The 14875-nt window shown below is 70.9% G+C and carries 10 protein-coding genes and 1 pseudogene; 4 read left to right on the top strand and 7 right to left on the bottom strand.

What is annotated here, in order from left to right:
* Window positions 1-61 precede the first annotated feature (61 nt).
* Entirely contained in the window at window positions 62-829 is a 768-nt protein-coding gene (locus tag GA0115240_RS29135) for a hypothetical protein (protein WP_093741244.1), read from the top strand.
* Window positions 830-990: 161 nt separating this feature from the next.
* Here GA0115240_RS29135 and GA0115240_RS29140 read toward each other — a convergent pair whose 3' ends face one another.
* Together GA0115240_RS29140 and GA0115240_RS29145 are read right to left on the bottom strand one after the other, a co-directional pair.
* On the bottom strand, window positions 991-3153 hold the full coding sequence (locus GA0115240_RS29140) for a beta-galactosidase (protein WP_202451857.1): 2163 nt from the start codon (window positions 3151-3153) through the stop codon (window positions 991-993).
* Window positions 3154-3445: 292 nt separating this feature from the next.
* A complete protein-coding gene (locus GA0115240_RS29145) occupies window positions 3446-4513 on the bottom strand; it encodes an NADH:flavin oxidoreductase/NADH oxidase (RefSeq protein ID WP_093741246.1) in 1068 nt (355 codons plus the stop codon).
* 392 nt (window positions 4514-4905) lie between these two features.
* Between GA0115240_RS29145 and GA0115240_RS29150 the strand changes: the two genes are divergently transcribed.
* Window positions 4906-5457 (top strand): mismatch-specific DNA-glycosylase, encoded by a 552-nt coding sequence (locus GA0115240_RS29150; protein ID WP_202451858.1) that lies wholly within the window; start codon window positions 4906-4908, stop codon window positions 5455-5457.
* Between the two features lie 72 nt (window positions 5458-5529).
* Here the strand turns inward: GA0115240_RS29150 and GA0115240_RS29155 are convergent, their stop codons facing one another.
* Window positions 5530-6174, bottom strand: a complete 645-nt coding sequence (locus tag GA0115240_RS29155) for a TetR/AcrR family transcriptional regulator (protein ID WP_176725202.1) — start codon at window positions 6172-6174, stop codon at window positions 5530-5532.
* 91 nt (window positions 6175-6265) lie between these two features.
* Between GA0115240_RS29155 and GA0115240_RS29160 the strand changes: the two genes are divergently transcribed.
* The gene (locus GA0115240_RS29160) at window positions 6266-7228 is read left to right on the top strand and encodes a zinc-binding dehydrogenase (protein WP_093741248.1); all 963 of its coding nucleotides are present in this window, start codon (window positions 6266-6268) and stop codon (window positions 7226-7228) included.
* A 41-nt stretch (window positions 7229-7269) separates the two neighbouring features.
* Here the strand turns inward: GA0115240_RS29160 and GA0115240_RS29165 are convergent, their stop codons facing one another.
* Window positions 7270-7995 (bottom strand): HD domain-containing protein, encoded by a 726-nt coding sequence (locus GA0115240_RS29165; protein WP_093741250.1) that lies wholly within the window; start codon window positions 7993-7995, stop codon window positions 7270-7272.
* A gap of 355 nt (window positions 7996-8350) precedes the next feature.
* On the opposite strand from GA0115240_RS29165, the gene GA0115240_RS29170 reads away from it, so the two are divergent.
* Window positions 8351-10471, top strand: a complete 2121-nt coding sequence (locus GA0115240_RS29170) for a SpoIIE family protein phosphatase (RefSeq protein ID WP_161302545.1) — start codon at window positions 8351-8353, stop codon at window positions 10469-10471.
* Between the two features lie 51 nt (window positions 10472-10522).
* On the opposite strand, the gene GA0115240_RS29175 is transcribed toward GA0115240_RS29170, so the two are convergent.
* The 3 genes and pseudogenes from GA0115240_RS29175 to GA0115240_RS29185 all read right to left on the bottom strand — a co-directional run.
* The gene (locus GA0115240_RS29175) at window positions 10523-12238 is read right to left on the bottom strand and encodes an FAD-binding oxidoreductase (protein ID WP_237555301.1); all 1716 of its coding nucleotides are present in this window, start codon (window positions 12236-12238) and stop codon (window positions 10523-10525) included.
* A gap of 80 nt (window positions 12239-12318) precedes the next feature.
* A complete protein-coding gene (locus GA0115240_RS29180) occupies window positions 12319-13608 on the bottom strand; it encodes an MFS transporter (RefSeq protein WP_176725203.1) in 1290 nt (429 codons plus the stop codon).
* 405 nt (window positions 13609-14013) lie between these two features.
* A pseudogene (locus GA0115240_RS29185) lies at window positions 14014-14875 on the bottom strand (hypothetical protein); the annotation flags it as partial.

Raw genomic sequence — 14875 nt, forward strand, 5'->3', positions numbered from 1 at the left:
CACAGACACCTCACAGGTAATCCCTATGATCTGCCTACTACGAGGAGAGGGATCCCTGAAGATGAAGCGCACCATACTGGCCGCCACACTGGTCTGTGCCACGGCGGCCGGGGTACTGACGGGCTGTAGCGGCAGCAAGGACACGGCCGGCGAGGCGTCGACCGCGGCGGTGACCACGTCGCCGGCGCCCGTCACGACCGCACCGAAGGGGCCCCTGGACGGTCTGAGCGCTCAGGAGATCTCCGACAAAGCCGTCGCCGCGATGACGGCGCTCACCAGCGCGACCGCGGACGGAACGGCCATGGACGGGAAGGAATCCGCCCATCTGCACATCACGCTGGCGCAGTCCGGCAAATGCCTGGCCACGGTGGCAGAGGGCGGCGGGACCGTGCACATCATCAGCACCCTGGAGTACACGTACATGAAGGGCGACACGACCTTCTGGACGTCGCAGGGCAATGACGGGACAACCCTCGGAAACGCCCTGCACGGCCGCTGGCTGAAGATACCGGGAACCGCCGCCGCCAATCCGGATCTCAAGGAGTTCTGCGACCTGAAGACGTTCATGGGCGACATCACGAAGGACGACGGCGGCGCCAAGACGAAGGGCGCGCCGACCCGACTGGACGGGCAGACGGTCATCCCGATCACCGAGACCGGTTCCCACGGCAAGGTCGTCGCCTACGTCGCCGACTCCGCCACGCCGTACGCCCTGAAGGTCGTCGATTCCGGCAGCGGCACCGTCAGCTTCAGCGGCTTCGACAAGCCCCTCCATGTGTACGCGCCCGCGCCCGCCGAGACGGTCAGTCAGTCCTCCCTCTCGCTCTGACCCGCGGGCGCGCGTGCCCGCCCCCTTCTGCCGGGGCGGGCACGCGGCCCGGGGAGACGGCAGCGAGATACGACTGCGCCCGCGCAACGGCGCCGCGGTTGTCGGGGCCGGAGCGGGGAGCCGCCGTCCGGGAGGGCGGCTCCCCTGCCGTGCTGGGGCGGTCAGTGGCCGCCGGTACCGGTGGACCACAAGGTGCCCCCGGTCGCACTGGTGATGACCACGTTGCCGTCGTTGCCGATGACCAGTTTCGCGCCCGCGTTGCCCGAGGTGTTGCTCGCCCAGACCGGTGAGTTGGCGGCGGTGTAGAGGACGAGGTTGCCGTCGCCCTGCAGGATCACGCGGGTGCCCGACGTACCCGAGGTGTTGGAGGCCCACAGCGCCGTGCCGCCCTCGTAGAGCACGAGGTTGGCGTCGCCTTGCAGGATGAGGTTGAACCGGCCGTCGCACGAGTAGAGCGACTGGTTGGCGGCGAGGGACTGATTGGCCGTCAGGGTTCCGCAGGGCGTCGGCACGGAGGCGGCGCAGTTGCCCGGGGCCGCGGTGCCGGCCGGGATCGCCCCGGCGACCAGGTGCCATTCGGCCAGTGAGGCGGGTTGGAGGCTCGCGGCGGCGCACAGGCCACCGGAGACGGCCTGCTGCGGCACCGCCGTACCGGCGGCGTTCACCAGGTGGTAGCTGCCCGCCGCCACGCCGAGGCCGTTGTAGTGGAAGGTGATGCTGCTGTTGTACGCCGTGCCGGAGGTGACATCGGCCAGGGTGATCGCCGCGCTGTTGCCGGCGCTGGAGACGGTGGGCACCACCTGGAGCACGCCGCTGTTGGCGAGGGTGGCGTACGGCGGGGCGTACTGGGACAGCTGGGAGCCGGCGGTCAGCAGGGTTCCGCCGGCCTTCTGGTAGGCGGTCAGGTTGGCGTCGGTGCCGTTCACCGGGAACACCGCCTTGTAGTTGGAGAGCTTGACCACCCCGGCGTTCACCTCCTGGCTGGTGACGACGGCGAAGCCCGCCTGGTTTCCGTCCCACAGGCTGGTGATCGCGTCCTCGGGACTGCCGAGGTTGCCGCCGGCGGCGTTGCCGTACGCCTGGGAGAAGTCGATGTAGACGGCGGCCGGCTGCTGCGGGTAGGAGCCGGAGAGCCCTTCCAGGTTGTTGACCCAGCCGGTGTAGATCGGCCAGCCGACGGTGTCCTTCTGGGTGCCGTCGTGGATGAAGAAGTCCTCGCCCCCGCCTTCGGGCAGCCCGATCCCGTAGTCGGAGATCCACCGCACCGCCTCGGCGGCCAACTGGGTGCTGTCGCTCGGGGCCGTCCACTCCTGCGCCAGCTTGACGCCGTACGCCCGCGCCAGGCTGCCGAAGGTGAGCGTGAGGCCGGGGGATCCGGCCGCGTCCTCGATGACCGTGACGTTGTACTGCTTGGCGAGCGCGAAGAAGATGTCCGGGATGTTCGCGTAGTTGACCGCGTTCCCGATGTGGCCGCCGAAGTAGTAGTAGAGCGGGGTGCTGGTCACCGCCCGCACGTCGGCGGTCAGCGCGGCGTAGGTGGTCTGCACGCTCCAGACGCGGAACTTCTGGTAGACGGCGGCCAGCGGCTGGCCGGGCGCGGCCGCGGGCACCTGGCCGAAGGACGTGTACGCGGTCCCGTTCGCGGTGTTGAACGCGGCGATGGTGCCGTAGGTCTGCGGAAGGTAGGTGGTGTGGAACATGTCGATGTCCGCCTGCGCCCAGCCCGACGCGCCGCCCGCGTCGTCCCACTGGGCGTCCAGGAAGCCGTAGTCCAGGATGCTGCCGCCGTAACCGGCCGCGCCCGCGATGTGCTTGACGGTGTCGGTCACGTAGGTGAGGTAGGCGGGCTCGGTGGTGGGGTCCCACCAGACCGGGGCCGGGCTCTGCACGCCGGTGCTGCTGACCTCGCGGCTGGTCACCCAGTTCGCGGGGCTGCCGCCCCAGCCGGAGGACCAGAAGATCGGCACCAGGTGGATGCCGGCCGCGCCGGCGTTGGCCACTTCCTGGTCCAGCTCGGTGAAGTTGAAGGTGCCCTGGGAGGGCTCGATCGTGTTCCAGGGCATGTCGATCTCGGCGGTGTCCAGACCTTTGGCCTTCAGCGCGGCGAAGCTGGCCTCGGACCAGGGCGTGCCGTTGTTGTCGAAGTCCAGTTGCGTGGACCACAGCGTCCCGGGTGTGCTCGCGGCGGGCCGGACCGCGGCTGCGGAGCGGGCAGGCGCCTGCTGGGGGGATCCGCCCGCTGCGGCGATGGCCGTGGGGGCCGACAGCGCGGTGATCACCCCCAGGGCCAGCAGGCCGGCGGCGCAGGTGCGAAGACGGTGCATGGAATGTGTCCTCTCGAGGGGGCGCCGTGCCGTGGGGGGCAGGGGCGGACCCGGACAGACGTGCGGGTGGGCGCCCGGCGGTGACCGGGCGGGCGGGGAAGCTCTGTTTGCCGGAAGCCAATCGCCCGCAGCTGGACACGTCAAGTCAACGACCGGACATTGCAAGAACCCGAGCCATTGTTTGCAACTTCGATACGGCCGCCCTCGGGGCTCGCACAGCGAGGCGTTGCGGGCGAACGGCGACCGCGGCGGGCCCGAAGGCGGCCGCGGGTCGCCGGTGGCATCGGTCCGGTCAGTGGCGCCAGCGGCCCCGCTCGTACTGCTGCGGCCAGGGCACCTCGTCGCCGAGGATGTGGGCGGCGCGCAGGGGCCAGGTCGGATTGCGGAGGAGTTCGCGGGCCAGCATGATCGCGTCCGCGGAGCGGTCGACCAGGATCTGGTCGGCCTGCTCCGGCGAGGTGATCAGGCCGACCGCCGAGACGGGCAGGCCCGAGCCTTCGCGGACGGTACGGGCGAACGGCACCTGGTAGCCGGGTTCGGCCTCGATGCGTGCCCTGAGGTCGAGGCCGCCGCTGGTGACGTCGATGAGGTCGACACCGTGCGACACGAGGCGGCGCGCCACGTCGACGGTCTCCTCCGGCGTCCAGCCGCCGTCGATCCAGTCCGAGGCCGAGAAACGGACGAACAGCGGCCGGTCGTGCGGCCACTGCTCCCGTACGGCGTCGGTGACCTGGATGAGCAGGCGGCTGCGCCCGTCGAGGTCCCCGCCGTACTCGTCGGTGCGGTGGTTGGTGATCGGCGAGAGGAACTGGTGCAGCAGGTAGCCGTGTGCGGCGTGGATCTCCACCACCTTGAAGCCGGCGGCCAGTGCCCGCCGGGTCGCGGCTCCGAACGCCTGGACCAGGCGGAGGATCTCGTCGGCGCTGAGCTCCTTCGGGGCCGGCCAGTCGCCGAACGCCACCGGGGAGGCGCCCACCGTCTGCCAGCCGCCGTCGGCGGGCTCGACGTAGTCGTGGCCCCGCCAGGGCTGCGTGGTCGATGCCTTGCGGCCGGCGTGCGAGAGCTGGATCCCCGAGACGGCGCCCTGGCTGTGGATGAAGTCGGTGATCCGCTGGTACGCGGCGGCCTGCCCGTCCTCCCAGATACCGGCGTCCGCGGGCGTGATCCTGCCCTCCGGAACCACGGCGGTGGCTTCCTGGATCACCAGCCCGGCCCCGCCGCGGGCCATCGAGCCGAGGTGGACCAGGTGCCAGTCCTTCGGGTAGCCGTCGACCGAGCTGTACTGGCACATTGGGGCCACCCAGACCCGGTTGGGCATGGTCGTGTCGCGAAGCGTGAGCGGCGTGAACAGACGACTCATGAGGTTCTCGCAAACGGCTGGGGAATGGTGAACGGGCTGCGCGCCACATCCCGGGCCCTCGGGCCCGGTCACCCCGCGCGGTCACCGAACCCGCTTACACCATTATGAACACTTTTGCCGGAAGGACACGCTGCGCGCTTCGCAGCGCCAATGGCCGACCCGCAATAGCACGAATGCGGGGTCTTCGCGAATGGGCCGGGCGGCCCCACCGTGCCCTTCGCCCAGCTCTTCCCGCCCGGCTGACCCGTTGAACGGGCTGTTCCGGCCTGCGGGCGCCCCTGACCGGGTCGCTAAGCTGAACGGTGCAAACCCGTGCACCCGGATCTGTCATCGGCGACAGACGTCCTTCCAACCACCGTGGGGCAGTCATCACATCGAGCACCGGACCGTCGCTGGACGACATCGTCGGCGACCGCCTGGACGTCATCTTCGTCGGTATCAACCCGGGACTGCGATCGGCGGTGCGCGGCCACAGTTTCTCGACACCGGGCAACCGGATGTGGCCGGCCCTGCACCGCTCGGGATTCACACCCCACCAGTTCCGGCCCGAACAGGAACGTGACCTGCTGGACCTGGGACTCGGCTTGACCACCCTCGTCCGCAGGGCGACAGCTCGTGCCTCGGACCTGACACGCGAGGAGTACCTGCGGGGAGCCGAGGACCTCCTTGCCCGGATGGAAATCCTGCGACCGGCCTGGCTGGCCTTCCTGGGAGTGACCGGCTACCGCACAGCATTCGGATTCCGCCAGGCGCGCACCGGCCCGCAGTCCGCGACCATCGCCGGAGCGCACGTGTGGATCGTGCCCAACCCCAGCGGTCTCAACGCTCACTACCCGCCGGCCGCTCTCGCCGAGGAGTTCACCGCACTTCGCATTGCCGCGGGTCTGCCCGACCGGACCCAGGGGCCGGCCGGCTCTGATCCGGGCCCCGCCGACGGCCGCTGATCGGCGCAGAACGGGCCGCCGTTCACGACCAGCCGCGGCCGTCCCCCTGCCGCGGACCTGGTGATGACGGGCCTACGGCGTGTCGGGTGAGTGCGCGAGGCGCAGGCTCGGTGCCGGCGGCAGCGGCGTACGTGCTCCCGTCTCCGGTGCGGCGCGGAACGCCTCGATCACGTAGGCGGCGAAGCGACGGGAGGCCGTGACCCGGGCGGAGGGCGGTGCGTCCTGGATGCCTCGGTGGGCCATCAGCATGAGGATCAGGTCGTCGACGACGAAGCCGGGGCGGAGCTGGCCGGTCTCCCGGGCACGGCGGGCCAGCTCGGCGACCGCGCGCACCGTCCGCTCCCGGTCGGCGGCGAAGTCCATCGCCTGGGGGAAGGCCGTCATGAAGGCGTCGGCGAATCCCAGGCTGTGCGCGTGGAGCTCGCAGATCCGCTCGACCAGACGCTGGAATCCGTGCCACGGGTCGGTGTCCGTGAGGGCGTCGTGGACGGCGGCGTGGCAGGCTCGCCGCTGCTCGGCGAAGGTGGCTGCGATCAGGGTCTGCTTGGTCGGGAAGTGCCGGTACAGCGTGGCGGAGCCGACGTCCGCGTGCCGGGCGACATCGCGCATGGGCGCGGTCAGGCCCTCCTCGCCGAACACCGTGCGGGCGGCGTCCAGGATGCGGGCCCGGTTGTCGCGGGCGTCGGAGCGCACGGTCTGAGGCAAATGGCCGGTCATCGTTTCCCACTTTACCCAAACGGGCGCGGGCGTCCCTTACGGTCCGATGGCGGTGCCGCGCCCCGCCCATCCCCCGATCCGAGGAGCAGAGATGAAAGCCGTCGTCATCAGGACGTTCGGAGACCCCGACGGTCTGGAGGTCACCGACGTGCCCGTACCCGTGCCCGCCCCGGGGCAGGTGCGGATCGCCACGGAGGCGATCGGGGTGGGCGGCGTGGACGCCGTGATCCGCCGAGGAGCACTGGCCGCCTACGGCTTCCGGGAGGGCCATCTCCTCGGCAGCGAGGTCGCGGGGAGCGTCACCGCGGTGGGAGAGGGCGTGGACGCCTCATGGATGGGGCGGCGGGTGTGGGCGTTCACCGGCCTGTCCGGTGGATACGCCGAGCAGGCCGTCGCCGCGGTCGAGGATGTCCTCGCGCTGCCCGACGGCCTGGCCGGCACCGACGCAGTGACTCTCGGCGGCTCCGGCGTGGTCGCCCACTTCGCCCTCGACCGGGCCCGTTTCGCACCCGGCGAGACGGTGCTCGTGCGCGGTGCGGCGGGCAGCATCGGGATCACGGCGGTCCAGCTCGCCGCCGCGGGCGGCGCGGGCGCGGTGGCGGTCACCACCTCGTCGGCGGCACGTGGCGCCCGCCTGCGGGACCTGGGCGCGACCCATGTCCTCGGCCGCTCCGGCGAGGGCGGCCCGGACGCACCGGGGGGCTTCGACTTGGTGATCGATGTCGTGGGAGGTCCCCAGCTTCCCCTGTTTCTTGACAGGTTGAACTCCAACGGGCGGTATGTAGTGGTCGGTGTGGTCGGTGGACAGCCGCCGGCCGACTTCGGCATGCGGCTGATGGACGCCTTCCGCAGATCGCTGTCGTTCGCCACTCTCAGCACCGACACCGTGCCGGGCCCCGACCGGCGTGCCGTGCGGTCGTCCCAGTTCGCCGACGCCGCGCTCGGGGACCTGCGCACGGTCGTGCACGAGGTGCTGCCCCTGGAGCAGGCCGCGCTGGCCCACCACGCGATGGACGCGGGAGAGGTGTTCGGGAGGATCGTGCTGACGCCCTGACGGATCGGGGCCCGGCCGGACAGGAGCGGACTTCGCTGTCGCTAGAGGAAGTTGTTGGGCCAGATCATGGTGCGCCACATGTGGGCGACGGGAGAGTTGTCGAAACCGAGGCCCTGTGGCGGCTGGCGGAAGCGGCGGGCCACGAGGTCCTCGAACTCGGCGAACTCGGTGTCGGCGTCGGGATCGAAGGTGTAGACGTCGTTGACGGTGACCATGCGCGCCGACATGTACCAGCGGTGCCGGCGGGCGGTGCGGTACGCCTCGCGGGCGTGAACCGGTGTCTGGTACTCGGTTCCGAAAAAGCCTTCGTAGGCCTTCGGATACCCGTAGCCGACGCTGTCGTCGGGGAAGTACCGCAGCACCTCGTGCTGCCGGATGGCCCATGCGACTTCCTCGTCGACGTACGGCTCCACCAGTTGCGCTCCCCAGTGGCCGTGATGGCTGCGCAGCAGTCCGGCGACGGAGATGTCGTGCAGCAGGCAGGCCAGCACGACGTTCTCGCCCATGCCTTGTTCCCTGGCCCTGCGGGCGCTTTGGAGCATGTGCCGCACGGTGAACGGGTCCAGGGCCAGGCGCAGCCGGAAGAAGTCGGCCAGCGTGGGCCGTGCCGGCATCGTCGGCAGTGCGGGATTGTCACCCATCATGAACACCTCGCCCGGACCCAGCGAAGCCAGCACCTGGTCACCGGGCCGATGACTGTCGGTGCCGAGGGTGGCGGCCGCCGGTGGGCAGATCACCCGGGTGTGGTCGTGCTGGCTGTGGGACAACGCGGAACCTTCCGGATCGGGATGTTCCCGGCGCAGGGCCGGGCACGACCGATCCCACCAGAGAAAACCGGACCCGCGCGGTCTCGGTCACCCGCCCGGCGGAGCGCCCACCGCAGGACCACAAGAACGGGCGAGCCCTTCCGGACGAGTGGTGCGGCAGGTGCCCGGCCACCGCAAACGCTGCGCGGAGGCCGCTCGGCCGGATGCCGCCGCGCCGCGTCGGACGCGGACCTGGCCGGTGCGCGGGTCACCGCGCGCGTTCGGTGGGTTGCGCCGTTCTCGTTAGAGTGGAAGAGGCGGAATGGCCGATTCCGAAGGGTCGGCCGACGGTGAGAGGCGGCCACGGAGGTACGCGATGGCGCGCGGGCTGGCGGGCGGCGGTACGGGGCACGCGTCCGTCGACTTCACGGCGAGCGCGTCCGGCGTCGCCGGTCCCGCCGTGGCCCTGGTCGCGTCGGACGGGACCGTGCTGGCCTGGGGAGACGGCTGCCGCCGGCTGCTCGGCTACCGCGCCGAGGACGTTGTCGGGCGGTCGGTGGAACGGCTCACGCGGAGGCCGGTCCAGACGCTGTCGTGGTCCTCGGCCCCGGGCGCCGTCGGCAAGCGGGGCAGCCGGCACAGCGCCGGCGCGGTGGTGGAGGCCAGGCACCGGGACGGCGGCGTCCTGCGTCTCACGGTGGAGATCGTCGGCACCGGCGGCGCGAGCGGTGAGGACTGCTGGTTCGTCGCCGTCACGGGAACGGCAGACGGTGACGAAGCGGGGGAAGGACAGGCAGGGCTCCTCGACCGGTCGCCGCTCGCGGTCGCGGTGTGGGACTCCGACATGCGGCTGCTGTGGCTGAACCGCGCCTCCAAGGAGCTGATGGGCCTGCCCGCCGCGGGGAACCCCGGGACATCGGTTCCCCGTGTGCTGCGCGGCTTCGACAGGACATCCGTGGAGCTGGCGCTGCGGGAAGTCCTCGCAACGAGGGAGCCGGTCGGCAACCACGTCGTGCGGTGGGTGTCCCCGGAGGACGGCCGGGAGGTCGTCTTCTCCTCCTCGCTGTTCCCGCTCGCACCGAGGGACGGCACCCCGCCGGGTATCTGTTCGGTCTCCCTGGACATCACCCACACCTGGGAGCGGGAACGGCTGGCCCTGCTCAGCAGGGGCGCCCAGCGCATCGGCACCACGCTCGACGTGATGACCACCGCCCAGGAGCTCGCCGACATGGCTGTCCCCGCCCTGGCGGACTACGTCGCGGTGGATCTGGCCGAGGCCGTGCCCCTGGGCGAGGAACCGCTGGCACGCATGGACCAGGGTGAACTGGGCATTCCCATCTTCCGCCGCGCGGGCATGGCCTCGGTCCACGAGGGCGTGCCCGAGGCTCCCTACAAGGTGGGCGAGGTGGTGTATGTGCCTCCCGCGTCGCCGTACCTCGCCGCGCTGCGTGAGGGCCAGTCCTATCTCTGCCCGATCCTGGAATCAGGCCCGGGAACATGGGTGGACCAGGATCCGATCCGCCGGCAGGTCATCCGTGACACCGGTATGCACTCCGTGATGACCGTCCCGCTCAAGGCCCGTGGCACCCTCCTCGGCCTCGTTTCGTTCGCCCGGAACGAGAACGTCGTCCCCTTCTCGCGGAACGACCTGCTGCTGGCGGAGGAGCTCGCCGTCCAGGCGTCGCTGAGCCTGGACAACGCCCGCCGTTTTACCCGCGAGCGCACCGCCGCCCTCACCCTGCGGCGCAGCATCCTGCCGGAGGAACTGTCGGGCGGGGCCGCGGTGGACCTGGCCAGCCGCTATCTGCCGTCCGCCCGGCACGAAGGAGTCGGCGGCGATCTGATGGACGCCATCGAGCTGCCCGAAGGCCGGGTCGCCCTGGTCATCGGGGATGTCGTCGGACACGGCATCCACGCCGCCGCCAGTATGGGGCGCCTGCGTACGGCCATCCACACGCTTGCCGTCCTGGACCAGCCGCCGGCCGAACTGCTCGACAATCTCAACAAGGTCGCCGCCCGGCTCGCGCAGCCGGACGACCAGAGCACCAGCGGTCATCCGTCGATCACCGGGGCGAGCTGCCTGTACGCCGTGTACGACCCGGCCAACGGTGTGTGCACCCTGGCCCGCGCCGGTCACCCGCCGCCGATCCTGGTGACACCCGACGGCCGCGCCGCGATCCCCGACACACCGGTGGGCCCGCCGCTCGGGATCGGCGCCGGCCCGTACGAGTCCGTCGACCTGGAACTTCCCGATCGGACAGTGATCGCCCTGTTCACCGACGGACTGGTCGAAACCCGGCAGGGGGACATCGACGCCGGCCTCGACCGGCTGATCGCCGCACTCCAGCACCCCCCCGGCGACCTCGCCGACCTCGAGGAGCTGTGCGCCCGCGGTATCACGCGGATGACGGCCCGGACCCCACCGGAGGACGACGTGGCACTGCTCGTGGCCCGCACCCACACCGCACACGGCAATCGGGCCACCGCCCGCGCCTGATTCCGGCCGTTCACCGCACGCGGCGGCGGCCGGGAGGCGTCGCGCCGCCGGTCAGCAGAACGCGGGTGGGATGCTCTGCTCGTACTGGAAGACGTTGTTGGGGTCGTACTTCGCCTTGACCTGGCGCAGCCGGTCGAAGTTGGCGCCCCAGTAGGCGGTCTCCCACTCCTGCATTCCGATGTTGGGCACGTTGACGTAGGCGCCGTTCACATAGGGCCGCAGCGCCTGGCTGAACTCGGCGATCCACGCCTGGGCCACCGGGGTGAGCGCGTCGCCGCTGCCCGGCACTCCGCGAGTCCCCCAGCCGGCGCCGGGCTCGGAGTAGAAGAGCGCGTCGCGGTGCGGGAACGCCGTGCCACCGCGGGGCTCTCGCCGAACCGCTCCGCCGAATGCCTGGGTGAAGAAGTTGCTGTCGTCGGTGGGGGCGTCCCGCATGAACGAGGCGATCACGCTGATCGCCTTCTTCGGGAACGGCTCGGAGATGAACTGCGAGAAGAATTTCCAGTTCGCCGGCTCGGCCTCGGTCGGGATCTGGAATCCCGTGTAGATATCGCCCCAGTTGCCGATCCGGGTGGTGACGTCGGGGCTGCCGATCGAAAAGATCGGGGCCAGCAGCTTTTTCGCCTCCGCCTCTGTTCCTTCCGCGAGAACCGCGAAAAGCAGGATCTGGCCCCGATGGATTTCCAGCTGGCTTCCGAGGCGGTTGTCGGCGACCGGCGCCGTGCGCTGCCACTGGTCGAAGACTCTGTGCAGATCGCTGATGCCGTCCCAGGTCGCCTGCACATAAGCGACGCTGCTGAGCGGAGCCACCTTGTAGGTCAGCGAGGTGACGATCCCGAAATTGCCGTTTCCCGCCCCGCGCAGCGCCCAGAGCAGATCCGCGTTGTTCTTCGCGTCCGCGGTGATCACCTGGGCGCAGTCACCGTCCGACGCGACCACGATCTCGGCGCCGATCAGGCTGTCGCAGGCCATGCCGAGGTAGCGGGTGAGGAAGCCGAAGCCGCCGCCGAGCGTCGCACCGGACAGGCCCACGGTGCCTTCCGTTCCGGTGGTCACGGCAAGGTTCTTCTCCGCGAGCGTGGTCACCGCTTCGAGCTGGTCGAGTCCGGCGCCGACCGTGGCGGTGAGCGACGCGGTGTCGATATCGGCCGACTTCAGCTCGCTGACGTCGATCACGATGCCGTTGTCGACGTTCGACCAGCCTTCGAGGCTGTGGCCGCCGCTGCGTACCCGCAGCGCGACATCGTGCTGCCGCGCCCACGTCAGGGCGTTGACCACGTCCTGGGTCTCCTGCGCGTAGACGATCACCAGCGGATAGTGCACGAACAGCTCGTCCCAGCCGAGACTCGCGTCCGCGTACCCGGGATCGCTGGGTCGGACGATTCGGCCCGTCAACTCCGCCGGCCCGCAGGTGCCGCCTTCGGCCCCGCGGATCGCGGCACTCGCGGCCGCGGCGTCCGCCGCCCCGGCGCCTGGAATGACGACCGCGCCGGCCCCGGCCGCCGCCGTCGCCTTCAGCAGTCCGCGACGAGAAAAATCGTGCATGGTCCTTGTCCTCTCGGCCGGGCTGTCCCGTATTGGCCGGAGGAAATCCTTCACCTTCGGCTGCTGCATTCCATTGTCGTGGACGATTTCTGAGGGCTGCAGATTAGCAGCGAAAAGCGTGACGATTGGGGGCGACACGCTATCGGGAAACCATGGCGAAGCAATGCGGCGGGATGCGCGCCAATAGGACAGGTGGAGTTCCTGGTCGCCGTGGGCGAGCATTCCACCGTCCGTCCCACCGAGGGCCGCTGCGGCACGGCTCGGTCAACCGGCAGCGCACCGGCGGGCCGGTGTCGCGGCGATCACGGCTGCGCCGGGGTACGGCTCGGGACCGGTTGTTCGGGGCCCGGGTCGATCGGGGCCGGTGCACGGTCAGGAACCGGCGCGGCGAGCCGGCTTCGGGGCAGGAGCAGCGGGCTGGTGAGGATGAGCAGGCCCGCGACGGCGAGAGCGGTGCGTGGGCCGGTGACGGCGGCCAGCAGACCGCCGAGCGCGGTGAAGACGGCGATGGACGCCTGCTGCCCGATGGACCAGGCCGACAGGGTGCGGGCGATGAGATGCCGGGGGGTGTGTTCGAGCCGGTAGGTGGCGAGGACGGGACTGTACAGGCTCATGTTGATGATGATCGCCAGTTCGACGGCGATCACGACGCCGAGGCCGACCACGCCCGGACGGACGAAGACCAGGCCGATCAGCCAGATCGAGCGCAGGGTGCCGGCCGTTCGGAGGACGCTCTGCTGGCCGTAGCGGGCCACGACCCGCCGGGCGAGGCGGGATCCGATGAGTCCGCCGACGCAGGGGGCGGCGAAGGCGAGGCCGTACTGCCATGGTGGGAAGCCGAGTTGGCGCAGGAGGAGTACGGCCAGCAGCGGCTCGGTGGCCATGATGAGGCCGCCGACCATCATCTGGTTCAGGTACAGGGCCCGCAATTCGGGCGCGCCCAGGATGTGCCGCCAGCCGTCCAGCAGGGCGCCGGCCCGGACCGGGCCGGCGCCGGTGGTTCGCGGCGCTTCCTCCCGGTCGCGGATGGCGGTGATGCCCAGCGCCGAGAAGAGGTAGCTGACCGCGTCCGCCACCACGGTGGTGACCGGCCCGAACAGCCCGATCGCGGCCCCACCCAGCGGCGGCCCGACGGCGATGGAACTCCAGTTGGTGGATTCGAAGCGCGCGTTGGCCACGAGCAGGTCGTCCGGCCGGACGAGGGCCTTGAGGTAGGCGCCGCTGGCCGCGTTGAAGGCGATCTTGGCCGCGGCCACCACCGCGGAGACCATCAGCAGTTGGACGAAGCCGAGCCGGCCGAGGGCGTAGGCGGCCGGGATCGTCGCCATCGCCGCGAACCGGGTCAGGTCCATCGCGATCATGACGGGGCGCTTGCGGCGGAACTCCACCCACGGCGCGAGCGGTACCGCGATCAGCGCGCCCACCGCGGGCCCGACCGCCGACAGCGCGGACACCTCGGCGGGGCCGGCGTGCAGCGCCAGCACGGCGATCAGCGGGAGGGCCCCGAAGCCCAGCCCCGTCCCGTAGGCGCTCACCGCGTACGCCGCCCACAGCCAGCCGAACGGCCGCCCCAGGGATCGTCTCGCCACCACGTCCGTCCCGCCCTTTCCCCCGACCCGCCTCACCGATGGACACTGCGCATCACATCAGGATCGGCCCGCGGGGATCAAACAACGGGCCCGGCCGCGGGCGGCTTTCTCTGCGGAACTGCCCCGGCGCCCTCCACGGGAGTGGGCACGTGCGGCTGGAGGCCACGGGTCGGCTCGTGCATGCCGTCGATGGCCCGCAGCTGGTGCCCGGTCAGCGGCGAGGCGGGGCCGGGGGTCTCTCCGGCGAGTACCCGCCCGGCGGGGTGTTCTCCGGTGAGATGGAGCCGGCGAAAGCCGTTGCCGGTGACGTGGTGGTGGCCCCGGCGCGCTCATCGCGTGCTGCCCCCTTGAGGGTGCGGGCGCGGCGCGCCGTCCGCCGCCCGAGCCGGCGGAGATCGGCCGGAGCGCTCAGGCGGCGGACGGGCTGCCGGCCGTGGCTTGCGGTCGCGCCGCGGCGCCGAGGAACTCGGCCCAGCCGCCGCGCGGCGACTGACCGGGGCTGAGCGTGCGCAGTGTCTTCAGCACGGCGGGGTCCTGTACCTCGAGCCACTCGACCAGTTGCCGGAAGGAGACCATGCGCACGTCCTTGTACGCGGCCATGCGCCCGATGGCCTCCTCGACCGCGTCCATGTAGATGCCGCCGTTCCAGCGCTCGAAGTGGTTGCCGATGAAGAAGGGCGCCCGGTTGGTCTCGTACGCCCGGGTGAAACCCGCGAGGTAGGCGTCGCGGGCCTGGGCACGCCAGCCGGCGAACTTCGTGCGGTCGCCGAGCGGATTCGCATGCGACTGGTTGGCCATCATGTTGTAGTCCATCGAGAGCACCTGGAAGCTGTGTCCGGGGAAGGGTATGGACTGCAGCGGAAAGTCCCAGATCCGCCCGCCCTGCACCTTGCCGGGCCAGATCTGCAGGCCGCCGGGTGAGCTGGCGTCGTACTTCCAGCCCAGGTCGGCGACCGCCGGCAGCAGGTTGGTCTGGCCTTCGAGGCACGGCGCCCGGCCGCCGATCAGCTCCTTGCGGTAGTCGAAGGGCAGCGGGTCCAGGTCGGTGAAGCCGGTGTTCGTCTTCCATTCGGTGACGAAACGTATCGCCTGGTCGATCTCGCTGCGCCACTCGGCGGGCGACCAGCGGCCGACGCCGTCGGAACCGCAGAAGTGGCCGTTGAAGTGGGTGCCGATCTCGTGCCCCTCCCGCCAGGCGGCGCCTACTTGCTGCAGGTGGCGTGGATGTGCCGGTCGGACAGGTAGCCGATCGCGGACGCGCCGACGGGGT

The sequence above is a fragment of the Streptomyces sp. DvalAA-14 genome (assembly GCF_900091855.1).
Classification (GTDB): domain Bacteria; phylum Actinomycetota; class Actinomycetes; order Streptomycetales; family Streptomycetaceae; genus Actinacidiphila.